Origin of the sequence: Variovorax sp. EL159 (assembly GCF_900100965.1) — a bacterium.
GTDB lineage: Bacteria > Pseudomonadota > Gammaproteobacteria > Burkholderiales > Burkholderiaceae_C > Variovorax.
This window is the reverse complement of sequence record NZ_FMUJ01000005.1, coordinates 661,851-682,759: the sequence shown is the minus strand read 5'-3', so window position 1 is coordinate 682,759 and position 20,909 is coordinate 661,851. Positions and strand designations below refer to the sequence as shown.

Annotated in this window: 18 protein-coding genes; 4 read left to right on the top strand and 14 right to left on the bottom strand. The window is 67.2% G+C overall.

Annotation, left to right across the window (positions count from 1 at the left end; genetic code table 11):
• Positions 1-40 precede the first annotated feature (40 nt).
• The 7 genes from BLQ28_RS24075 to BLQ28_RS24045 form a co-directional block, all read right to left on the bottom strand.
• Entirely contained in the window at positions 41-829 is a 789-nt protein-coding gene (locus BLQ28_RS24075; RefSeq protein WP_093245447.1) for an L-iditol 2-dehydrogenase, read from the bottom strand.
• Entirely contained in the window at positions 826-2,208 is a 1,383-nt protein-coding gene (gene dalD / locus BLQ28_RS24070) for a D-arabinitol 4-dehydrogenase (RefSeq protein ID WP_093245445.1), read from the bottom strand. Before dalD ends, BLQ28_RS24075 begins: the two co-directional genes overlap by 4 nt.
• Before the next feature lie 82 nt (positions 2,209-2,290).
• Positions 2,291-3,331: an ABC transporter ATP-binding protein gene (locus BLQ28_RS24065; RefSeq protein ID WP_093245442.1), complete on the bottom strand. Its 1,041-nt coding sequence runs from the start codon at positions 3,329-3,331 to the stop codon at positions 2,291-2,293.
• 17 nt (positions 3,332-3,348) lie between these two features.
• Complete coding sequence (locus tag BLQ28_RS24060) at positions 3,349-4,173, bottom strand: carbohydrate ABC transporter permease (protein ID WP_093245440.1); 825 nt, start codon at positions 4,171-4,173, stop codon at positions 3,349-3,351.
• 148 nt (positions 4,174-4,321) lie between these two features.
• The gene (locus tag BLQ28_RS24055) at positions 4,322-5,179 is read right to left on the bottom strand and encodes a carbohydrate ABC transporter permease (RefSeq protein WP_093245437.1); all 858 of its coding nucleotides are present in this window, start codon (positions 5,177-5,179) and stop codon (positions 4,322-4,324) included.
• A gap of 150 nt (positions 5,180-5,329) precedes the next feature.
• A complete protein-coding gene (locus tag BLQ28_RS24050; protein WP_093245434.1) occupies positions 5,330-6,643 on the bottom strand; it encodes an ABC transporter substrate-binding protein in 1,314 nt (437 codons plus the stop codon).
• Between the two features lie 182 nt (positions 6,644-6,825).
• The gene (locus tag BLQ28_RS24045; RefSeq protein ID WP_176801212.1) at positions 6,826-7,758 is read right to left on the bottom strand and encodes a LysR family transcriptional regulator; all 933 of its coding nucleotides are present in this window, start codon (positions 7,756-7,758) and stop codon (positions 6,826-6,828) included.
• A 93-nt stretch (positions 7,759-7,851) separates the two neighbouring features.
• On the opposite strand from BLQ28_RS24045, the gene BLQ28_RS24040 reads away from it, so the two are divergent.
• Complete coding sequence (locus BLQ28_RS24040) at positions 7,852-8,826, top strand: Bug family tripartite tricarboxylate transporter substrate binding protein (protein ID WP_093245432.1); 975 nt, start codon at positions 7,852-7,854, stop codon at positions 8,824-8,826.
• Positions 8,827-8,868: 42 nt separating this feature from the next.
• Positions 8,869-9,939: a 4-hydroxythreonine-4-phosphate dehydrogenase PdxA gene (locus tag BLQ28_RS24035; protein WP_093245429.1), complete on the top strand. Its 1,071-nt coding sequence runs from the start codon at positions 8,869-8,871 to the stop codon at positions 9,937-9,939.
• Here BLQ28_RS24035 and pgi read toward each other — a convergent pair.
• Positions 9,923-11,482, bottom strand: a complete 1,560-nt coding sequence (pgi, locus tag BLQ28_RS24030; RefSeq protein ID WP_093245427.1) for a glucose-6-phosphate isomerase — start codon at positions 11,480-11,482, stop codon at positions 9,923-9,925. The two genes, BLQ28_RS24035 and pgi, sit on opposite strands and share 17 nt — an antisense overlap.
• A gap of 2 nt (positions 11,483-11,484) precedes the next feature.
• Entirely contained in the window at positions 11,485-12,441 is a 957-nt protein-coding gene (tal, locus tag BLQ28_RS24025; protein ID WP_093245424.1) for a transaldolase, read from the bottom strand.
• A gap of 235 nt (positions 12,442-12,676) precedes the next feature.
• Between tal and BLQ28_RS24020 the strand changes: the two genes are divergently transcribed.
• Positions 12,677-13,366 (top strand): lipocalin family protein, encoded by a 690-nt coding sequence (locus BLQ28_RS24020; RefSeq protein WP_093245422.1) that lies wholly within the window; start codon positions 12,677-12,679, stop codon positions 13,364-13,366.
• Here the strand turns inward: BLQ28_RS24020 and BLQ28_RS24015 are convergent.
• From BLQ28_RS24015 to BLQ28_RS24000, 4 genes are read right to left on the bottom strand one after another with little or no spacing between them, the layout of a single operon-like run.
• Positions 13,312-13,974 carry an HAD family hydrolase gene (locus BLQ28_RS24015; RefSeq protein ID WP_093245419.1) on the bottom strand — a complete coding sequence of 221 codons (663 nt, stop codon included), beginning with the start codon at positions 13,972-13,974 and terminating at the stop codon, positions 13,312-13,314. The two genes, BLQ28_RS24020 and BLQ28_RS24015, sit on opposite strands and share 55 nt — an antisense overlap.
• 12 nt (positions 13,975-13,986) lie before the next feature.
• On the bottom strand, positions 13,987-15,027 hold the full coding sequence (locus BLQ28_RS24010; protein ID WP_093245416.1) for an ABC transporter ATP-binding protein: 1,041 nt from the start codon (positions 15,025-15,027) through the stop codon (positions 13,987-13,989).
• On the bottom strand, positions 15,024-17,297 hold the full coding sequence (locus tag BLQ28_RS24005) for an ABC transporter permease (protein WP_093245414.1): 2,274 nt from the start codon (positions 17,295-17,297) through the stop codon (positions 15,024-15,026). The genes BLQ28_RS24010 and BLQ28_RS24005 overlap by 4 nt, the downstream gene beginning before the upstream one ends.
• Entirely contained in the window at positions 17,298-18,311 is a 1,014-nt protein-coding gene (locus BLQ28_RS24000) for an ABC transporter substrate-binding protein (protein ID WP_093245411.1), read from the bottom strand.
• A 144-nt stretch (positions 18,312-18,455) separates the two neighbouring features.
• On the opposite strand from BLQ28_RS24000, the gene zwf reads away from it, so the two are divergent.
• Positions 18,456-19,928, top strand: coding sequence for a glucose-6-phosphate dehydrogenase (zwf, locus tag BLQ28_RS23995; RefSeq protein WP_093245408.1), 1,473 nt, complete (start codon positions 18,456-18,458; stop codon positions 19,926-19,928).
• 25 nt (positions 19,929-19,953) lie between these two features.
• Here the strand turns inward: zwf and ygiD are convergent, their stop codons facing one another.
• Positions 19,954-20,856 (bottom strand): 4,5-DOPA-extradiol-dioxygenase, encoded by a 903-nt coding sequence (gene ygiD, locus BLQ28_RS23990; RefSeq protein ID WP_256327430.1) that lies wholly within the window; start codon positions 20,854-20,856, stop codon positions 19,954-19,956.
• Between the last annotated feature and the right edge of the window lie 53 nt (positions 20,857-20,909).

Genomic DNA, 20,909 nt, shown 5'->3' with positions numbered 1-20,909 from the left:
ACGGCGCTGATACTTTTTTTGCGGATGCTGCCATCTCATCTCAGCTCATCACGTTGCCGCCATCGACATTCAGCGTCTGCGCGGTGATGTAGCGCGCCTCGTCGCTGGCCAGGAATACCGCCGCCCCCGCGATGTCGCCCGGCAGGCCCATGCGGCCGAGCGGCACCTCGAGGCCGACACGCCGTTTCTTCTCTCCGATCGGCAGCCCTTCGGCCTTGGCGAACAGGCTGTCGACGTGGTCCCACATCGGCGTATCGACCACGCCCGGCGCGATGCCGTTGACGCGGATGCCATGCGGCGCCATGGCCAGCGCGGCGCTCTGGGTGTAGCTGATGACGGCGGCCTTGGTCGCGCAGTAGTGCGACACCAGCGCCTCGCCGCGGCGCCCGGCCTGCGACGCCATGTTGATGACCGACGCGCCCCGCGTGCCGGCCTCGACCATGTGCCGCAGCACGGCCTGCATGACGAAGAACATGCCCTTCACGTTCACCGCGAAGAGCCTGTCGAAAGAGGCCTCGTCGCTGTCGAGCAGCGGCGCGAGATCGAACACGGCCGCGTTGTTGAACAGCGTGTGGATGGGCCCGAAGGTCACCTGCGCTTCGGCCAGCAGGTGCGCGATGGCGCGGGTGTCCGTCACGTCGGCCGCGATGTAAGCCAGGCTCTGGGGATGGCGCTGCTGCAGCGCGCGCACCGCATCGGGTGCGGCGGCCGCGCGATCGATCACGCTGCAGCGTGCGCCTTCGGCGATGCAGGCTTCGGCCACCGCAAGACCGATGCCGCCGCCCGCACCGGTCAGCAGCACATGGCGGTCTTGCAGACGGCCGCTCATGGCTTGTTGCTTTCGGCAGCGACGAAGCGCGCCACGCGCTCGCCCGCGCGGCGCACCGCATCGACCAGTCGTGCGTCGCCCGCGATGCTGCCCCACAGCGCCGCCCCTGCGCACAGCGCGGCCACCGGGTCGGCGGCATCGCAGATGGCATGTGCCACGGCTTCGTCCATGCCCTGGTCCTGGTAGGCGTAGGGCAGCGTGCCCTTGTGCCAGCGCTGCAGGAACGCCAGGAACAACGCGGGCAGCATTGCCACGCTGTCGATGCTCTGGCCCGCCGCCAGCCGCTCGCGCACGGTCGGCGCGATGAAGCCGGGAATCTTCGAGAAGCCGTCCGCCGCCACGCGCTGGTTGGTGTCGCGAATGGCCGGGTTGCCGAAGCGGTCGAGCACCACGTCGCGGTACGCCGCAAGGTCGATCGGGCTGGGGCTGAGGCACGGGATCACATCGTCGGTCACGTAGTCGTAAGCCATCTTGCGGATCGCAGCGTTGTGCGTGCCTTCATGGATGAAGCTCAGCCCGATCAGCGTGCCCGCCCACGCGACGCAACTGTGCGTGGCGTTGAGGATGCGGATCTTGGCCTCTTCATACGGCTGCACCGATTCGACCAGCTCCACGCCCACGCGTCCCCAGTCGGGTCGCCCGGCCGCGAAGTTGTCTTCGATGACCCACTGGATGAAGCTCTCTCCGGTGACCGGCGCCGCATCGTCGCGGCCGGTGGCGGCCTTCACGCGCGCGCGCAACTCGGGCGGCGGGCGCGGCGTGATGCGGTCGACCATCGCGTTCGGGCAGCGCGTGTTCGCGTTCACCCAGGCCAGCAGGTCGGCGTCGCCCGCGCGCTCGATGAACTCCAGCAGGCCTGCGCGAAAGCGGTCGCCGTTGTGGCGCAGGTTGTCGCAGTTGAGCAGCGTGATCGCGCCCGCGCCAGCCACCTTGCGCGCACGCAGGATCGCGCAGACAGCGCCGTAGATGGTCTCGCCCGCCTCGCCGCGCCGCGCGCGCTCGATGTCGGCCGCCAAGTCCGTGAACGATAGGTCCAGCTTGCCCTTGGTGTCGAGGTAGTAGCCGGCTTCGGTCACCGTGAACGACACGATGCGCGTGGACGGCGCCGCGCCGCGCGCGACCACGGCCGCCAGCGAGCGCTCGTAGGGCAACACCTCGCGGATGGCCTCGATCTGCTCGTAGCGGTACTCGCCGGCCGGCGACACGGTTTCGAGCGTGTAGCGCCCGCCCTGCGCCTGCAGGGCCGCGACGACATCGGCCATGTCGGGCCGGATGTTGGCACCCGACAGCGACCAGCGGGTGTCGCCCGCATCGATCAGCCGCTGCAGGTAGACGGCCTGGTGCGCCCGATGAAACGAGCCCAGGCCCAGGTGGAGCACCGTGAACTCGGAAAGAGCCGGTGGGGTTTGCGCAAGAGACGCTGCTGCAAGGGTCACGGGGAAATGTCCGGAAGAAGAAAGATCAGGCAGAGACCGAACGGCCTTCGCGGTTGAACAGGTGCAGCACCGACGGGTCGAGCTCGATCGCCACGTCGTCGCCGGCCTGCAAGGGGGTGCGGTCGTTCTGCCGCGCGATCAGTGGCACGCCGCCCACGTCGACGTGGATCAGCGTGTCGGCACCGAGCGCCTCGATCAGCTCGACGCGGCCCTGCACGTCGGACACCGGCGCACCCTGCTTCGGATGCACGCGCAGGCCCTCGGGGCGCACGCCCAGGAAGCCGTCGCTCGGCAGGCGGCCACCGGTGGCGGCGGAAAAACTCGGAATCGCGCTCGCCGCCACCATGTTCATCGACGGCATGCCGATGAACTGCGCGACGAACTGGTTGGCCGGGTGGTCGTACAGCTCCAGCGGCGTTCCGACCTGCTCGATCAGCCCGTCCTTGAGTACCACCACGCGGTCGGCCAGCGTCATGGCCTCGACCTGGTCGTGCGTCACGTAGATGGTGGTCGCACCCAGCGCGCGATGCAGCTTGTGGATCTCGACACGCGTGTTGCCGCGCAGCGCCGCATCGAGGTTCGACAACGGCTCGTCGAACAGGAACACCTTCGGCGCGCGCACGATGGCGCGGCCGATGGCCACGCGCTGGCGCTGGCCCCCCGACAAGTCCTTCGGTGTGCGGTCCAGGTACTGCGTGAGGTTGAGCGTCTTGGCCGCGTACTCGACCTTGGTCTTGATCTCATCCTTCGACACGCCCGCGAGCTTGAGCGCGAAGGACATGTTGTCGTACACGCTCATGTGCGGATAGAGCGCATAGCTCTGGAACACCATCGCCAGGTCGCGCTTGCCCGAGGGCGTCCAGGTGATGTCCTTGCTGTCGAGCAGCAGGTTGCCGCTCGTGATGGGTTCGAGCCCCGCGATCAGGCGCAGCAGCGTCGACTTGCCGCAGCCCGAAGGCCCGACGAAGACGATGAACTCGCCCTTCTTGATCTCCAGGTCGACGCCCTTGATGATGTTCACTTCACCAAAGCTCTTCTTGATGTTCTTGAGTTCGAGGTAGGCCATGAGATGTCTCCCTTTCTTTACTTGACGGCGCCGAAGGTCAGGCCTTGCACCAGTTGCTTCTGGCTGAACCAGCCGAACACGACGATGGGCGCGATGGCCATCAGCGAAGCCGCCGACAACTTGGCCCAGAACAGGCCCTCGGGGCTGGAGTACGAGGCTATGAGCGTGGCCAGCGTGCCGGCCTTGGCGGAGGTGAGGTTCAGCGCCCAGAAGGCCTCGTTCCAGCTCAGCACCAGGCACAAGAGGCCGGTCGATGCGAGCCCGCCGACCGACAGCGGCATCACGACATGGCGGAACTCGGTCCACAGGCTCGCGCCGTCCATGCGCGCGGCTTCGAGGATCTCGTTCGGAATGTCCTTGTAGGCGCTGTAGAGCATCCACACCATGATCGGCAGGTTCGACAGCGTGAACACGATGGTCAGCGCGGGCAGCGAGTCGAGCATGCCTGCCGTCTGCGCAAGCACGTAGATCGGCACCAGCGCACCCACGGCCGGCATCATCTTGGTGGAGAGCATCCACATCAGGATGTCGCGCGTTTTCTTCGTGCGAAAGAAGGCCATCGAGTACGCGGCGGGCGCCGCGATCAGCAGGCCCAGGATGGTCGAGCCCAGGCTGGTGATGAGCGAGTTGCGCGCATACAGCAGGTAGTCGCTGCGGCGCTGCACTTCGCTGAAGTTGTCGAGCGTGGGCTCGAAGATGAAAAGCGGCGGCACATGGATCGCCTGCAGCTCCGTCTTGAAGGCCGTGAGGAACAGCCAGCCAAGCGGGAAAAACAGGAGCAGCGCCACGGCCCACGCACCGACGGTGCGCAGCAGCTGGGGAAGGAAGTTGCTGGGTTGCATGTGAGTTACTCCACCGCTCGTCGACTCGGGATGGGACCAGTTCCAGGAACACCACGGAACCGGCTCTGCCGGGCCGTTGGTGTTGCCCCCTGCAAGGGGGTTGGCGAAGCGACACGAAGTGCGCGAAGACTGGGGGTGTGCAACATGACTAGTCGAGGTTCTTGCCGATGATGCGGATGAGGAACACGGCCACGATGTTGGCCAGCACCACCGCGAACAGCGCACCGGCAGACGCCACGCCCACGTCGAAATTCATCAGCGACTGCTTGAAGATCATGTAGGTCATGTTCGTGCTCTCGTTGCCCGGGCCGCCATTGGTGGTGATGGCGATCTCGGCGAACACGCTGAGCAGAAAGATCATCTCGATCATGATCACCACGGCCATCGGGCGGCCCAGGTGGGGAATGGTGAGATAGAAGAAGCGCTGGAACGAACTCGCGCCGTCCATGCGCGCGGCTTCCATCTGCTCGCGGTCGAGCGACTGCAGCGAGGTGATGAAGATCAGGCAGGCAAAAGGCAGCCATTGCCAGGCCACCATGATGATCACCGAGAGCAGCGGCACGTCGGTGAGCCAGTCGACGGGCGTGGCACCGAAGAAGCGCCACACGTCGGCGAGCACGCCGTAGATGGGGTTCATCATCATGTGCTTCCACAGCAGCGCATTCACTGCCGGCATGACGAAGAAGGGCGAGATCAGCAGCACCCGCACGATGCCGCGCCCCGGAAAAGGCTCGTTGACCAGCAACGCGAGCAGCACGCCGAACACCACCGTGATGACGATCACGCTGCCGATCAGCAGCAGGGTGTTCCAGGTGGCCGGCCAGAAGTCGGGGTCGGTGACGAAGTAGTGGAAGTTCTCGATGCCGGCGAAGGTGTGCTCGCCGGGCTGCATGAGGTTGTAGTTGACGAAGGAGAAGTACAACGTCATTGCGAGCGGCACGATCATCCAGAGGAAGAGCGTGAGCACCGCGGGCGCCATGAGGGCGCGGGGCAGGAGTCTTTTCATGAGGAAGTCCCTTCTTGTTGTCTCTGGCTCCTTCCCCCTCTGGGGGAAGGCGGGGATGGGGGCCTGCTCGATCAAGCGCCGCGCTGACGGATGCGCCGCTTGCCCCCACCCCGACCCTCCCCCAGCGGGGGAGGGAGCAAGCCCTCGGGCTTACTTGTAGTAGCCAGCCTTCTTCATCTCACGCTCCGCAGCCAGCTGCGAGGTCTTCAGCGCCTGGTCGACCGTGACCTTGCCCGACAGGGCCGCGCTCATCTGCTGGCCCACCGCCACGCCAATTGCCTGGAACTCGGGAATGGCCGCGTACTGCACGCCGACGTAAGGCGACTTGGGCAGCGTGCTGTCGGTGAGGTTGGCGGTGTCGATGGCCTTCTTCTCGGCTTCGGCGAACTTCGCGACCTTCTGGAACTCGGGGTTCGCGTAGGTCGACTTGCGCGTGCCGGTCGGCACCGAGGCCCAGCCGGTTTCCTTGGCCACGAGGTTGATGTAGTCCTTCGACGTGGCCCACTTGATGAACTTCTGCGCCGCATCGTCCTTGGTCGAGCTGGCCGGAATCGCGAGGTTCCACGACCAGAGCCAGTTGGCGCCCTTCGGCGTGACGGCGGTCGGTGCCTGCGCGAAGGCCACCTTGTCGGCCACCTTCGACTGCTTCGGGTCGCTGATGAACGACGCCGCGATGGTCGCGTCGACCCAGGCCGCGCACTTGCCTTCGTTGAACAGCGCCAGGTTTTCATTGAAGCTGTTGGCCGAGGCGCCGGGCGGGCCGTTCTTCTTCATGATGTCGACGTAGAAGGTGATCGCGTCCTTCCAGACCTTGGTGTCGATCTGCGGCTTCCACTGCATGTCGAACCACTGGCCGCCGTTGGTGTTGACCAGCGTCGTCAGGAAGGCCATGTTGTCGCCCCAGCCCGGCTTGCCGCGCAGGCACATCCCGTACACGCCTGCCTTCGGGTCGTTGGCCTTGTCGGCGAACTCCTTCACCTGTGCCCAGGTCGGCTGGTCGGAGAACTTCACGCCCACCTTGTCGGCCAGGTCCTTGCGGTACATGAGCATCGAGCTTTCGCCGTAGAAGGGCGCGGCGTAGAGCTTGCCGTCGTTCGACAGGCCGTTGCGGATGGCGGGCAGCAGGTCGTCCACGTCATAGGCCGCATCGGTGGCGATGGGCTTGAGCCAGCCCTTCTTCGACCAGATCGGCGCTTCGTACAGGCCGATGGTCATCACGTCGAACTGGCCGCCCTTGGTGGCGATGTCGGTGGTCACGCGCTGGCGCAGCGTGCCTTCCTCGAGCGTGACCCACTTGAGCTTGATGTCGGGGTAGGCCTTCTCAAAGAAGGGCGTGAGCTTCTGCATCTCGATCATGTGGCCGTTGTTCACGGTCGCGATCACAAGCTCGGTGGTGGCGGCCTGGGACACGAGGCCCGTGCCGGCGAGTGCGAGGACGAGGCCCGCTTTCAGAAAACGCTTCATGTTGTCTCCTAGAGGTGAGCGACGCCCTGGGGTGCCTGTCGGGTCGCCGTGGCCGGATTCTGGAGAAACGCGCTTGCGGGTTTGGTACTTCGATCGTCGGCAGTGGTACTTTCATGCACCAGTTGACTGGGAGATTCCCTAATCGATGCAATACAGCATGGATGAGTGGTGGTCCAAAGGCCTCAGGCAGCGCCCAGCAGCTGGCGGCGGAACTGCGCGGCCGCCGGCGACAGCGCCCGGTCTTCGCGGGTGACGAGGCAGATCGGCGGCACCCGCACCGGCAGCTCCACGGGCACGGTGCGCAGCACGCCCAGCCGCGTGTAGTGGCCGGCCTGCGAGGCCGGCATCACGGCCGCCATGTCGGAGTTTTCGAGCAGGGCCGTGGTGGCGATGGGCGATGCCGTTTCGATGATGTCCAGCCGCTCCCGGATGCCGGCTTCGCGCATCGCCGCCTCGAAGCGCCCGCGCTGCGGCGAGCCGGGCGGCTGCAGCACCCACGACCAGTTCGCCATGTCGGCCAGCGTGACGACGGTGGCGCGCTCGAACACCGGATGGGCCGCGCGCACCACGACCACCTGCGACTCGCCCAGCAGCGGCACGCTGGCGTATTTCGCCTCGTCGTGGCTGTCGGTGAGCCGGCCCAGCACGAGGTCGACATCGCCCCGCTCCAACAGCGACTGGATCACGTCGCTGGTTTCGACCACCACCGACACCGCCACCTGCGGATGGCGCCGGTGGTACTCGACCAGCGCCGGCGCCAGCAGTTCGGGCACCGCGCCCGGCACGCTGCCCACGCGCAACGCGCCGCTCAGGCCCGAGCGCAGCGCGAGCATTTCCTCGCGGGCCGAGCCGAAGTCGCTCAGCACGCGGCGGGCATAGCGGATCAGGATCTCGCCATAGGGCGTGGGCTCCATGCCGCGCGCCAGGCGCTCGAACAGCTTTTCGCCCAGCGAATCTTCCAGTTGCTGCAGCAGCTTGGTGGCCGCGGGCTGGCTGATGTTCATGGCTTCCGCCGCGCGGCCGAGGTGCCGGTGGGTGTCGAGCCGGGCCAGCAGGAGCAGTTGGCGTGGCCGGACATGGAGCATCAGCGAGGCATCGGCCAGACCGTTTGTCATGCACAAAAGTATATGGAGCTTCGGCCTTTTTCGATTGGATCGGACGAACGAAGCTCCGTAGGCTCGGGCCCACAACAAGCAGGAGACAAACCGATGAAGCTTTCTTCCCTGGCCCGCGGGGCGGGACTGGCGCTGGCGATGCTCGCCGCGTCGCTGGCCGGCGCGGAGCCGGTTTACCCCGACAAGCCGATGCGCATCATGGTCGGCGCCCCGCCCGGCGGCGGCACCGACATCCTGGCGCGTGTGCTGGCCGACAAGTTCTCGCCGGTGCTCAAGCAACCGGTGACCGTGGAGAACCGGCCCGGTGCCTCCAACACCATCGCCGGCGAGCTCACGGCCCGCGCACCGGCCGACGGCGCCACCCTGCTGCTGGCCACCAACACGGCGCAGGCGGTGGCGCCGCACATCCTCAAGCTCAAGTACGACCCGCTCAAGGACCTGCAGCCCATCGGCCTCGTGGCCGTCATGCCTAACGTGCTGGTGGTGTCGGCCAACTCGCCCTACAAGTCGGTCAAGGACCTGGTGGCGGCGATGGCGGCAAAGCCCGGCGGCTTCAAGTACGCCTCGTCGGGCATCGGCAGCACGCAGCACGTGGGCGGCGAGGCCTTCAACCTGGCCACGGGCATGAAGTCGATCCACGTGCCCTACAAGGGCAGTTCGCAGGCCCACATCGACATCATCTCGGGCGAGGTCGACATGATGTTCGACAGCACCTCCTCGGCCATGGGCCAGATCCGGGCCGGCAAGTTCCGCGCGCTGGCCGTGAGCGCGCCGCAGCGCTCGCCAGAGCTGCCCGACGTGCCGACGCTGGCCGAGCAGGGCATCAAGGGCGCCGACGTGTCCACCTGGTATGGCCTCTACGTGACGGCCGGCACGCCGCGCCCCGTCGTCGAACGCCTGAGCGCCGAACTCGTCCGCACGCTGAAGCTGCCCGATGTGCAGACGCGCATCAAGGCCTTGGGCGGCGAGCCCGGCGCGCTCACTGGCGAGCCCTTTGCCGCCATGAACAAGCAGGAGTTCGACCACTACGGCCAGCTCGTGCGCGACGCCAACATCAAGGCCGAATGAAGCCGCCCCCTTCTTCTTTTTTTTCAACCGCATCCGACCGACATGTCCACCCCTTCAAGCCCCTCCGGCGTGATCTCCGCCAAACCCCGCATCGTCGTGCTGCTCGGCGACCCCAGCGGCATCGGCCCCGAAATGGCCGTGAAGCTGCTGGCGCGCCAGCGCAATCTCGATGCCGCGCGCGTGCTGCTGATTGCCGACCCGGCCGTGCTGGCCGCGGGCGAGCGCGTGGCGGGCGCCAGGCTCGACGTGCTGCCCATCGAGCATCTCGATGCGCTGCGATTCGAGGACGGCCGTCCCACCCTGCTCGCACGCGACTGGATGCAGGGGCAGGAGCCGGTGCTCGGCGAGTCGAACGTGCAGTCCGGCCGCGCGTCTTTCGAGGCACTGGAACTGGCGACGGCCACTGTTCGGCGCGGGCAGGCCGAGGCGATTCTCTTCGCGCCGCTCAACAAGCATTCGCTGCGCCTGGGCGGCCTCACGCACGAGGACGAACTGCGCTACATGCAGGAGCGCTTTGCCGTCACCGGCTTCGTCTGCGAGTTCAACCTCACGGGCTCGCTGTGGACTTCGCGCGTGACCTCGCACATTCCGCTGAAGGACGTGGCGAGCCACATCACCGTCGAGGGCGTGCGCGACGCCGTGAAGATCATCGCCTCGGCCCTGCGCCGCGCGGGGGTGGCGCAGCCGCGCATCGCGGTGACGGGGCTCAACCCGCATGCGGGCGACGGCGGCTCCATCGGCATGGAAGAAATCGAGATCATCGCGCCGGCCATCGAGCAGCTGCGCGCCGAAGGCTTCGATGCGCGCGGCCCGTTCTCGCCCGACACGGTGTTCATCGGCGCGCGGCGCGGCGACGTGGATGCGGTGGTGTCGATGTACCACGACCAGGGCCAGATCGCGATGAAGCTCATGGGCTTCGAGCAGGGTGTCACGCTGCATGGCGGCCTGCCAGTGCCGGTGGCCACCTCGGCCAGCGGCAGTGCCTTCGACATTGCCGGAAAAGGCGTGGCGCAGATCGAAGGGCTCCAGCAGGCCTTCGACCTGTGCGTGCGCATGGCCAGCGGGGCGCCCGTGCGGGCACCCGCCGAAGCGGCGGCTACTGCTGCGGGCTGAGGCGCTTCAGCAGGCCCGCCGTCGAGGCATCGAGCCCCGTGATGTCGCCCGATGCGAGGCGCGGCTCGATGTCGCGCGCCAGCACCTTGCCCAGCTCCACCCCCCATTGGTCGAAGCTGTTGATGCCCCACAGCGCGCCGCTGGTGAACACGCGGTGCTCGTACAGCGCCAGGAAGGCACCGAGCGATTCGGGCGTGAGCTTCTCGAACACGAAGAAGGTGCTCGGCCGGTTGCCCGGAAAGTTCTTGTGCCCGCCCGCATCGAGCTTGCCCACCATCAGCGCCTGCGCCTGCGCGAGCGCATTGGCCAGCAGCTTGGGGTGATGGCCTTCGAGGTCGTGCGCCGCGTCGCGCACCGCCACGAATTCGAGCGGGATCACGTCGGTGCCCTGGTGCAACATCTGGAAGTAGGCGTGCTGGCCGTTGGTGCCGGGCTCGCCCCAGAGCACCGGCGAAGTGCCGGAGGCCACGGGCTTGCCGCTCGCATCGACCTGCTTGCCGTTGCTTTCCATCTCCAGTTGCTGCAGGTAGGCCGGCACGCGCTTGAGCGCGCTGTGGTACGGCGCGATGCTGCGGCTGGTGAACTTGTGGAAGTTGCGATACCAGACGTCGAGCAGGCCCAGGCGCACCGGCAGGTTCCGCGCCAGCGGTGCGGTGCGGAAGTGCTCGTCCATCGCATGCGCGCCCGCGAGCAGCCGGCGGAAACCGTCCGCGCCGATGGCCAGCGCAATCGGCAGGCCGATGGCCGACCACAGCGAATAGCGGCCGCCCACCCAGTCCCAGAAGCCGAAGGTGATGTCGATGCCGAACTTCTTCGCGGCCTCGACGTTGGTGGTGAGCGCGGCGAAGTGGCCCGCGATGTCGGTGCCGCCCGATTGCTCGTACCAGCGCTTGGCCGAGAGCGCGTTGGTCATCGTCTCGGCGGTGGTGAAGGTCTTCGAGGCAATGAGGAAGAGCGTGTGCTCGGGTGCCAGCCCCTGCAGCACGCCCGCCAGCTCGTGGCCGTCGACGTTCGAGACGAAGTGAAAGCGCTTGCCCGGCGCCGCGAACTCCGCGAGCGCCAGCACCGCCATCTGCGGGCCGAGGTCGGAGCCGCCGATGCCGATGTTGACCACGTCGGTGATCGTGTGGTCGGCGCGCACCTTCTCGGCATAGGCCAGCATGGCGTCGAGCGTGGTGTGCACTTCGCGCAGCTCGTTCACCGTCTTCGGACCGGTCGGCGCATTCGCCGGCGCGCGCAGCAGCGTGTGCAGCACGGCGCGGTCTTCGGTGTTGTTGATGTGCTCGCCCGCGAACATGGCGTCGCGATGCGCTTCGAGGCCGCATTCGCGCGCCAGCGTCAGTAGCAGCTCTTCGATGCGCGTGTCGATCAGGTTCTTCGACAGGTCGGCGAACACGTACGGCGCCTCCTGGCTGAAGCGCTCGTAGCGCCCTGCGTCGTCGACAAAGGCGTGGCGCACATCGAACTGGCGGCCCGCCGTCTCGAAGTAAGCCTGCAGTTGCGCCCAAGCCGGCGCACGGTCGCAGCGAAGGGTCATGGCCATGTTTACTTGCCGCTTTCCAGCATGAGCTTTTCGAGCTTCACCGCGTCGGCCGCGAAGGCGCGGATGCCTTCTGCGAGCTTCTCGGTGGCCATTGCGTCTTCGTTGAGCGCGAAGCGGAAGCCGGCCTCGTCGTAGCTCACCTTCTTCGCGTCGCCGCTGGCAGCGGCCTTGGCGTCGAGCGCGTGCTCGAGCGGCGCGTTGCTCGCGGCCAGCTCGGCCAGCAACTCGGGGCTGATGGTCAGCAGGTCGCAGCCGGCCAGTGCCTGGATCTGCCCGACGTTGCGGAAGCTCGCGCCCATCACTTCGGTCTTGATGCCCTGCTGCTTGTAGTAGTTGAAGATCTCGCGCACCGACTTCACGCCGGGGTCGTTGGCGCCGGCATTGGCGGCCTCGTCCCACTTGGCGCCGGCCGACTTCTTGTACCAGTCGTAGATGCGGCCCACGAAGGGCGAGATGAGCTGCACGCCCGCTGCGCCGCAGGCCACGGCCTGCGCGAACGAGAACAGCAGCGTGAGGTTGGTGCGGATGCCCTTCTGCTGCAGTGCCCGTGCGGCCTCGATGCCTTCCCAGGTGGAGGCGACCTTGATGAGCAGGCGCTTTTCGGTGTCGATGCCTTCGGCCTTGTAGAGCGCCACGATGCGCTCGCCGCGCGCCACGGTGGCCGCGGTGTCGAACGACAGGCGCGCATCGACTTCGGTCGACACGCGGCCCGGAATGATCGAGAGGATTTCGGTGCCGAAGCGCACCAGCAGGCGGTCGATGACCTCGTCGAGCGGCTTGCCGGCATGCTTCTTCACAGTCTCGTCGAGCAGCGGCCGGTATTCGGGCTTCTGCACGGCCTTGAGGATCAGCGACGGATTGGTGGTCGCGTCTTGCGGCTTGGAGGCGCTGAGTTGCTTGAAGTCACCGGTGTCGGCAACCACGGTGGTCCACTGGCGGAGGGCATCGAGTTGGTTCATGAAATCATTATCCTGTGCGGGTTGTGACAAGTCCTGCACGCAGTTGCGCGTCGGCCGATGTTTTCATGCGCACCGTAGCACGGGTTTTCACGCGGCGGCATCGGCCTGCTGCCCGTGTGGTTGTCCGGCCGCCCTGCCCTACAAGGGCTGTGGTCCGCGGCTGACGAGGCGCGGCAAGCGCCGCGGGCTAGCCTGCACCTTACGGCGAATTTCTTACCGCCCAGGAGTGCCCCCAATGTCCCTTCGCCAACGCCCCGTCGCGTCTGCCACGACCACCACGCCCGCCGCCATCGCGCCTTTCGACGACCGCCGCACCAGCGCAGCGATCGGCGCCATGGCCACTGCTTTCGTCGTGGGAGGTGTCGCGACCTGGCTGGCACTGGGCGCCGCGCGCAATGCCCGCGCCCAGGTGGCCGGGCCGGCCGATGGCGCACCGCTGATGCGCGCACCTCTGCAGGTGGTGGCGCCGGTCGATCTGCAGCGCTATGCGGGCATCTGGCACGAGCAGGCCCGCCTGCCGAACCGCTTCCAGAAACAGTGCGGCGGCCCCGTGACCGCCGAATACACGCCCCGGCGCGATGGCACCGTGCAGGTGCTCAACCGCTGCGTGCGGGCCGATGGCAATTTCGAAGAAGCGACCGGCACCGCCCGCGTGGTGCCCGTGGCGGGCCAGCCCGGCGCGGGAAGGCTCCAAGTGCGCTTTGCCCCGGCATGGCTCGGCTGGTTGCCGATGGTCTGGGGCGACTACTGGATCCTGAAGCTCGACCGCGAGTACCAGGTGTCGCTGGTGGGCACGCCCGACCGCGAATACCTCTGGGTGCTGTCGCGCGCGCCGCGCCTGGACGACGCGGTGCTGCTGGCCGAACTCGACTACGCCCGCAGCCTGGGGTTCGACACCGACAAGGTCGTGCTGACCGGCAGGTAGCGCTGCAGCTGCGACGGCAGCATGGCCGGCGCGGTGCAGTGGATGGCGTGCCAGCCGAAGGCACGCGCCGCCTCGACGTTGGCGGCCGAATCGTCGATGAACACGGTCTGCGCCGGATCGAGCGCATAACGCATCGCCAGCACCTCGTAGATTTCACGATCCGGTTTGATGAACTTCACGTCGCCCGAGAACACGCCGCCGTCGAAGCGCCGCATGAACGCGTGCCGGCGCTCGATGGCGCGGGCATAGGGCGAAGGCATGTTCGAGAGGTAGTACAGCCGCAGCGGCTGACCGGCCTCGCGGTGGGCGATCAGCTCTTCGAGCATCGCCACCGTCACGCCGATGGGCTCCAGCCGCTCGCCCAGCCCGTCGAGCATGGCGTGAAGCGGCTCCGCCGGCAGCGCCAGCCGGGCCGACATGCGCGCGATGGCATCACCCAGCGTGCGGGTGCCGCAGTCGAAGCTGGTCCAGTCGTCGTGATGGAAAAGCGCCCGCCCCATGGCCGCGGCGGCGGCCTCGGTGGGCGCATGCGGGGCGAGATGGGCCTGTACCAGCCGTGTGGGCTCCCATGCGAACAGCACGGCGCCAAGATCGAAAACCACGTTCATGGCGCCATTGTTTCATGCGCCGGGCACCACGCTCACGCCATGGGCTCCGAGCGACAGCGTGGTCTGCGCACCCGCGGCCAGCGGCAGCGACAAGTCGGCCGACACCACGAAGACCGGCCCCAGCGTGGTGTCGAAGCCATATTCGTAGAAACTGCCGAGGTAGGCCGCCTTGCGCAAAGTCGCCGGCAAGCCCCCTGCCGCGCCGATCAGCCAGGCCTCGGGCCGCACCGCGACCTTCACCGTGCCGGGCGCGACCGCATGGCGCGGCTGCAGGCGCAGCGGGCCCAGCGCCACGCTGCCGTCCGCTTCGGCGACGGCGGGGAACACCATGGCCTCGCCCATGAAGCCGGCGACGAACTCGCTCTCGGGCCGGCCGTAGAGCTGCTCGGGCGTGCCGCGCTGGGCGATCACGCCGTGGTCCATCACGATGATCTGGTCGCTCACTGCGAGTGCCTCGCTCTGGTCGTGCGTGACATAGGCGACCGTGAGTTTCAGCCGCTGCTGCAGCGCGCGGATTTCCTCGCGCATCTCGCGCCGCAGGCGGGCGTCGAGGTTGGATAGCGGCTCGTCGAACAGCAGCACCGCCGGTTCAAGCACCAGCGCGCGCGCCAGCGCCACGCGCTGCTGCTGGCCGCCCGACAGCTCACTGGGCAGGCGCTCGTCGAAGCCGACCAGGCCCACGCCTTTGAGCGCATCGCGCGCACGCGAGGTGGCCTCGTCCTTCTTCACGCCACTCATGCGCAGGCCGTAGGCCACGTTCTCGATCACGTTCATGTGCGGGAACAGCGCGTAGCTCTGGAACATCATGCTGACGTTGCGTTCGGCCGGCCCCAGCGTGGTGACGTCGCGCCCGCCCATGAAGATCGAGCCCGAGGTTGGCGACTCGAGCCCCGCGATCATGCGCAGCGTGGTCGTTTTGCCGCAGCCCGAGGGGCCAAGGATGGTGGTGAGCGTGCCCACGGGCACCTCGAAGCTGATGCCCTTGACGGCCATCGGCCCGTTCTTGTCGGTGCCGTAGCGCTTGGTGATGTTGCGGAATTCGATGCCGTTCATACAGAGAGGCTTTCCATTTTGTGATGCCCTTGGTGTTTGGGCGCGGCCCCGCGTCTGCCCAGCTTGCGCTCCCCGACCACGAACTGCACCAGCGCGATCGCCAGCGACATCAGGATCATGAGCACCGTGCAATAGGCCAATGCAATGCCGTAGTCGCCGTTGCCGACGCGGCCGATGATGTAGGTGGTGGCCAGCTCGTTCTCGGCGGTGACCAGAAAGATCACCGCGCTCACCGTCGTCATGGCGCGCACGAAGCTGTAGACCAGCGCGGCCACCAGCGCCGGCTTGAGCAGCGGCAGCACCACCTTGAAGAGCGTCTGCGAGGTCGAGGCGCGCAGCATCAGCGAGGCTTCGTCGAGCGAGCGGTCGAGCTGCTTGAAGGCCGCCGTGCCGGCCCGCACGCCCACCGGCAAATTGCGGAACATGAAGCACAGCACGATGATGAGCCCGGTGCCCGTGAGCTCGAACGGCGGCACGTTGAAGGCCAGGATGTAGCTCACGCCGAGCACCGTGCCCGGAATGGCGAAGGCCAGCAGCGCGCCGAACTCGAAGGCGCCCTGCCCCCTGAACTCGTTGCGCGCCAGCAGCCACGCGATCAGCAGGCCCAGCGCCGCGGTGATCGGTGCCGAGATGCCCGCGAGCTTGAGCGTGGTGATCAGCGAGTTCCAGGCCGTGCCGGCCCACACCAGCCCGAACTGCCCCCATTCGAGCGCGAACGCACTCTTGAAGTGGTTCAGCGTGAAGGTGTAGTCGCGTCCCCAGGTCTGCACGAAGCCGCCCGCGAAGGCGAACAGGTAGACCACCACGGTGAACGCGATCCACGGCAGCGCGATGCAGTAGATGGTGCGGCGCACGCCGTCGGGCAGCGCCATCGCAATGCCGGCGTCGCCCTTGCCGCTGACGGTGGTGTAGTTCTGCTTGCCCAGCAGGCCACGCTGCAGCGCGAACACGCCGAGCGCGAAGATCGTGAGCACCCAGGCCAGCGACGCGTCACGGCCCTGGTCGTACTGCGCGCCGACGATGGCAAAGAAGATGTCGGTCGACAGCACCGAGAACTGGCCGCCCACCACCACCGGGTTGCCGAAGTCGGCAATGCTCTCGATGAAGCCCACCAGGAAGGCGTTGGCCAGCCCCGGCTTGAGCAGCGGCAGCGTGATCGTGAAGAAGGTGCGGCGACGGTCGGCACGCAGCATCTGCGCAGCTTCTTCGAGGCTGGGCGCGATGCCCTGCACCACGCCGCGCATGATCATGAAGGCGATGGGCGTGAAGGCGAAGAGCTGCGCCACCAGCACGCCCGGCATGCCGTAGAACCAGCGCGTGGGCTCGATGCCGAACACGTTCTCCAGCACCTGATTGACGATGCCGGCACGGCCGAACAGCAGGATCAGGCCCAGGCCCACCACGAAAGGCGGCGTGATGATCGGCAGCAGCGCCAGCACCCGCAACGCGCCCTGCCCGCGCTTGCTGCCGCGTTCGGCCATCAGCGCCATCAGCGTGCCGAGGAAAGTAGTGCCGGCCGCCGTGAGCAGCGCCAGCACCAGCGTGTTCCAGGCCACGCCGCAGCGCACGCCGCCCGAGAGGCAACCCACGCCCCAGATGCGCTCGGTAAACACGCGTGCAACGAAGGCGTTGATCGACCACTGGCCGTCTTCATTGAAGAAGGCACCGGCCAGTGCCTTGCTCACCGGGTAGGCGATGAAGAGCGCCATCAGCACGCCGCAGCCGACGACCGAGGCCGCCACGAACAGGTCGCCCTTGAACAGGCCGAGCCGCGCAATGCCGAAGGCCATCAGCAGCACGAGCGCGGTGAGCGCCACGAAGCCACCCGCGCCGATGCCGAACTGGTTGGTGGCCAGTTCGCCGAACTGCGTATTGAGCGCCGCGAAGCTCCAGCCCCGCGCGCCGATGGTGAAGCCCGCGACCGCGAGGCCGACGGCGCCGATCGCGCCGCCCGCCAGCAGCCAGCGCCCCTGCGCCCGGCCCGCCGGCAGCCACGCGCCGACGGCGCACATCAGCAGGCCCGCCAGCCCGATGAAGAGCCAGCCACGGCCCTGCGTGGCCGCCTGCATCAGGCCATTGGCGCCCTCTGCCTGCCCGAAGACCTGCGGAACGGCTTCGTACCAGGTCGCGTCCTGGATCGCATACCAGGGCAGCAGCAGGTACGCCGCGAAGCCCAGCGCGACCCACGCCCAGATCCAGCGCTGCGAGCGCCGGGCCGCAGCCAGGGACGCCGGATTGATGGGCGCCCCTTCGATGGAACGCGCTTCCACTTAGCGCGGCAGCGAGTTGACGTCTTTTTCCCAGCGCGCGATCAGGCGGCGGCGCTCGGCGCTGGCGCCGTACTTCGCGTAGTCGTAGTTGATGAACTTGATCTTCTTGAAGTCGGGAATCCGCGGGTCGAGCTTGGCGTTCACGTTGCTCGGCAGCTGGAACTGCTTGTTGGCGGCGCCCAGTTCCTGCGCAGCCGGGGTCAGCGCCCATTCGTAGAACTTCTTGGCGGCGTCGAGGTTGCGCGCGCCCTTGATGATGCTCATGGAGCCGATCTCGGCACCGGTGCCGTCGGCGGGCGTGATGGTCTCGACCGGGAAGCCCTGCATCTTTTCGCCCGGGCCGTCGTGCACGAAGCTGATGGACACGGCGGTTTCACCGCGTGCCACCGCCTTGATCGGACCGGTGCCCGAGCGGGTGTACTGGCCCACGTTCTTGTGCAGCGCCTTGAGGTAGTCGAAGGCCTTGTCCTCGCCCATCATCTGCACCAGCGTGGCGATCATGGTGTAGGCCGTGCCGCTCGATGCGGGGTTGGCCACCTGGATGTCGCCCTTGTACTCGGGCTTGAGCAGGTCGGCCCAGGTCTTGGGCACCGGCAGCTTCTTCTTGGCGAGCAGCTCGGGGTTGTAGCCGAAGCCCAGCGGCCCCGAGTAGATGCCGACCGTCTTGTAGCCCGACTGCTTGGCCTGCTGCTGGGCCCACGGGTGCAACTGCGACAGCGTGGGCGACTTGTATTCGAGCGTGAGGCCCTGTTCGGCCGCCTGCAGGTGCGGGTCGCCGGTGCCGCCGAACCAGACGTCGGTCTTGGGGTTGTCCTTCTCGGCGATGAGCTGGGCCAGCGCCTCGCCCGAACCCTTGAGCGCCATGTTGATGCGCACGCCGGTCGTGCGGGCATAGACGGTCGAGATCACGTTGCACCACTCGGCCTGCACCGAGCAGATCACGTTGACGGTCTGGGCCGACGCGGCGGCCGACAGGCCCAGCAACGCGGCTGCGGTAAAAATCTTGTTCTTCATATCGGGTATCTCCGCCTCAGCAATAAAAAAAGGCCTTGCGGCCACGAGCGAGCGTAGCTTTAGTACAGTTTTCCCGAATCGGTACAAGTACCATCGCGACTGGCACATTGCCTGCTCGGCACTCAGACAAAGGAAAGTCTTCTCATGAGCTTCGATCTCGTTCTGTTCGGCGGTACTGGCGATCTCGCGTGGCGCAAGCTCATGCCCGCGCTGTTCCAGGCGTTCCGGCATGGCAGCCTGCCGCAAGACGGCCGCATCGTCGGCGTGGCGCGGGACGACCTGTCGGACGACCAGTACCGCGAGCTGATCCAGTCGCGCTTCAGCGCGGTCGAAGGCGCCAAGCGGCCCTCGCCGGAAGAGTTCAAGAAGTTCGCGTCCATGCTGCACTACCTGCGCATGGACCTGTCGAAGCCCGACGACTACACGCGGCTGGCCGACCTGCTCAAGCAGCGCGATGCCAAGACGGTCGTGATGTACGTGGCCACGGCGCCGGCGCTGTTCACGCAGGTGGTCGAGCAGATCGCCGCGGCCGGCCTGAACGGCCCCAAGACCCGCATCGTGCTCGAGAAGCCGCTGGGCCACGACCTGGCATCGAACCGCGCGATCAACGCCGCGGTCGGCAAGGTGCTCGAAGAAAAGCAGGTCTTTCGCATCGACCACTACCTGGGCAAGCCCTCGGTGCAGAACCTGTTTGCGATGCGCTTCGGCAATGCGCTGTTCGAGCCCATCTGGCGCCGCGAGCACATCGCCAACATCCAGATCACCATCGCCGAAGACCTGGGCGTCGAGAAGCGCGGCGCCTTCTACGACCAGACCGGCGCGTTGCGCGACATGGTGCAAAACCATGCGCTGCAGCTGCTGTGCGCGATCGGCATGGAACCGCCCATCAACTCGCACGCCGATGCGATCCGCGACGAAAAGCTCAAGGTGCTGCGCGCGCTCAAGCCCTGGACGCCCGAGACGCTGGGCCTGCACACGGTGCGTGGCCAATACACGGCGGGCACGGCCTACGGCGAACGGGTGCCGGGCTACCGCGACGAGCCGGGCGTGAACCCCGACAGCCGCACCGAGACCTTCGTGGCCCTGCGCACCGAGATCGCCAACTGGCGCTGGGCCGGCGTGCCCTTCTACATCCGCACCGGCAAGCGGCTGGCCTCGCGCGATGCGCGCATCGAGGTCAACTTCAGGCCGACGCCACACGCGATCTACCGTGCACCCGCCGGCAACGTGAACAAGCTGGTGATCAACCTGCAGCCCAAGGACGGCCTGGAGCTGCACATGCTCGCGCAGGCCCAGGACAACCGCCAGCGCACCAACGGCAACCAGAGCGCGGCCGCGCAACTGGCGCCGGTGCAGCTCGACCTGGACTTCGACAAGCGCTTCGGCGCCGAACGCGTGGGTGCCTATGAACGCCTGCTGCTGGACGTGATCGACGGGCGCCTCAACCTGTTCGTGCGCAGCGACGAGCAGGAAGAAGCATGGCGCTGGGTCGAGCCGCTGATCGACAGCTGGGAATCGGATGGCGGCCCGCGCCCTTATGCGGCGGGTACGTGGGGTCCGAGCGCATCGAGCGCGATGATCGCCCGCGACGGTTTCTCCTGGGGCGAAGAGCAGTAACAAGCCGCCGCGGCGTGCGCTTCGTTCAACCGAACTGGATGCAGCGCATGCTGAGCGTGCCCGACTGAAACCCTTCGTAGGTCGTCTTCGCGCGCTCGCCCGCCCCGGCCGCGCCGAGGGCGTAGAGGAAGGGAAAGTAGTGGTCCGGCGTGGCCACGGCGGTTGACGCACCTTCCAGCTTTTCATAGCCGATCAGGGCACGGTCATCACGGCCTGCCAGCGCAGCCTTCACGGCATCGTCGAAGGACTGCGCCCACGGGCGGCTGGCCTTCGGCCCATCGACGGTGCCGCGATCGGTCGCCCGCAGGTTGTGCACCACGTTGCCGCTGCCCATCACGAGCACGCCCTGATCGCGCAGCGCCGCCAGATCGCGGCCCACGGCGTAGTGGAAGGCAGCCGGCTTGTCGTAGTCGATGCTGAGCTGGAACACGGGCACATCGGCCTTCGGATAGAGGTGCTTGAGCACCGACCACGTGCCGTGGTCCAGGCCCCATTGGTCGGTGCCGATCACCGGTGCCTGCTTGACCACGCCGATGGCTTCGCGCGCAAGCGCAGGATGGCCGGGCGCCGGGTACTCGATGTCGAAAAGCGCCTGCGGGAAGCCGCCGAAATCGTGGATCGTCTTCGGCCGCTCCTGCACGCCAACGCCGGTGGCGCCCCGGCTCAACCAGTGCGCCGACACGCTGAGGATGGCCGACGGCCGGGGAAGCTCTTTGCCCCACGCCGACAGGCGCCGCGTGAATGCGTTGTCGGTGATCGCATTCATGGGCGTGCCGTGGCCGATGAAGATCACCGGCATCCGCCGCGAAGGCGCACCGGCCGCCTGCACACTGCAGGCCAGGGAAGCCAGCACTGCGGTCGCGCCCAGGGCCGTGCCCATGAGGAAGCCGCGGCGGCCCAGTTCGGAGGTTGCGAGAGTCGTCGTCATTGGCATGGCGGCACTCTGCAACAGTTTTCGGCGCAAGGCGGTGCCTTTGCGCA

Excerpts from the sequence above, each read along its gene's own strand:
- BLQ28_RS24075 (WP_093245447.1), bottom strand. The coding sequence starts at position 829 with ATGAGCGGCCGTCTGCAAGACCGCCATGTGCTGCTGACCGGTGCGGGC.
- BLQ28_RS24065 (WP_093245442.1), bottom strand. The coding sequence starts at position 3,331 with ATGGCCTACCTCGAACTCAAGAACATCAAGAAGAGCTTTGGTGAAGTG.
- BLQ28_RS24060 (WP_093245440.1), bottom strand. The coding sequence starts at position 4,173 with ATGCAACCCAGCAACTTCCTTCCCCAGCTGCTGCGCACCGTCGGTGCG.
- BLQ28_RS24055 (WP_093245437.1), bottom strand. The coding sequence starts at position 5,179 with ATGAAAAGACTCCTGCCCCGCGCCCTCATGGCGCCCGCGGTGCTCACG.
- BLQ28_RS24050 (WP_093245434.1), bottom strand. The coding sequence starts at position 6,643 with ATGAAGCGTTTTCTGAAAGCGGGCCTCGTCCTCGCACTCGCCGGCACG.
- BLQ28_RS24045 (WP_176801212.1), bottom strand. The coding sequence starts at position 7,758 with ATGACAAACGGTCTGGCCGATGCCTCGCTGATGCTCCATGTCCGGCCA.
- BLQ28_RS24040 (WP_093245432.1), top strand. The coding sequence starts at position 7,852 with ATGAAGCTTTCTTCCCTGGCCCGCGGGGCGGGACTGGCGCTGGCGATG.
- BLQ28_RS24035 (WP_093245429.1), top strand. The coding sequence starts at position 8,869 with ATGTCCACCCCTTCAAGCCCCTCCGGCGTGATCTCCGCCAAACCCCGC.
- pgi (WP_093245427.1), bottom strand. The coding sequence starts at position 11,482 with ATGGCCATGACCCTTCGCTGCGACCGTGCGCCGGCTTGGGCGCAACTG.
- tal (WP_093245424.1), bottom strand. The coding sequence starts at position 12,441 with ATGAACCAACTCGATGCCCTCCGCCAGTGGACCACCGTGGTTGCCGAC.
- BLQ28_RS24020 (WP_093245422.1), top strand. The coding sequence starts at position 12,677 with ATGTCCCTTCGCCAACGCCCCGTCGCGTCTGCCACGACCACCACGCCC.
- BLQ28_RS24015 (WP_093245419.1), bottom strand. The coding sequence starts at position 13,974 with ATGAACGTGGTTTTCGATCTTGGCGCCGTGCTGTTCGCATGGGAGCCC.
- BLQ28_RS24010 (WP_093245416.1), bottom strand. The coding sequence starts at position 15,027 with ATGAACGGCATCGAATTCCGCAACATCACCAAGCGCTACGGCACCGAC.
- BLQ28_RS24000 (WP_093245411.1), bottom strand. The coding sequence starts at position 18,311 with ATGAAGAACAAGATTTTTACCGCAGCCGCGTTGCTGGGCCTGTCGGCC.
- zwf (WP_093245408.1), top strand. The coding sequence starts at position 18,456 with ATGAGCTTCGATCTCGTTCTGTTCGGCGGTACTGGCGATCTCGCGTGG.
- ygiD (WP_256327430.1), bottom strand. The coding sequence starts at position 20,856 with ATGACGACGACTCTCGCAACCTCCGAACTGGGCCGCCGCGGCTTCCTC.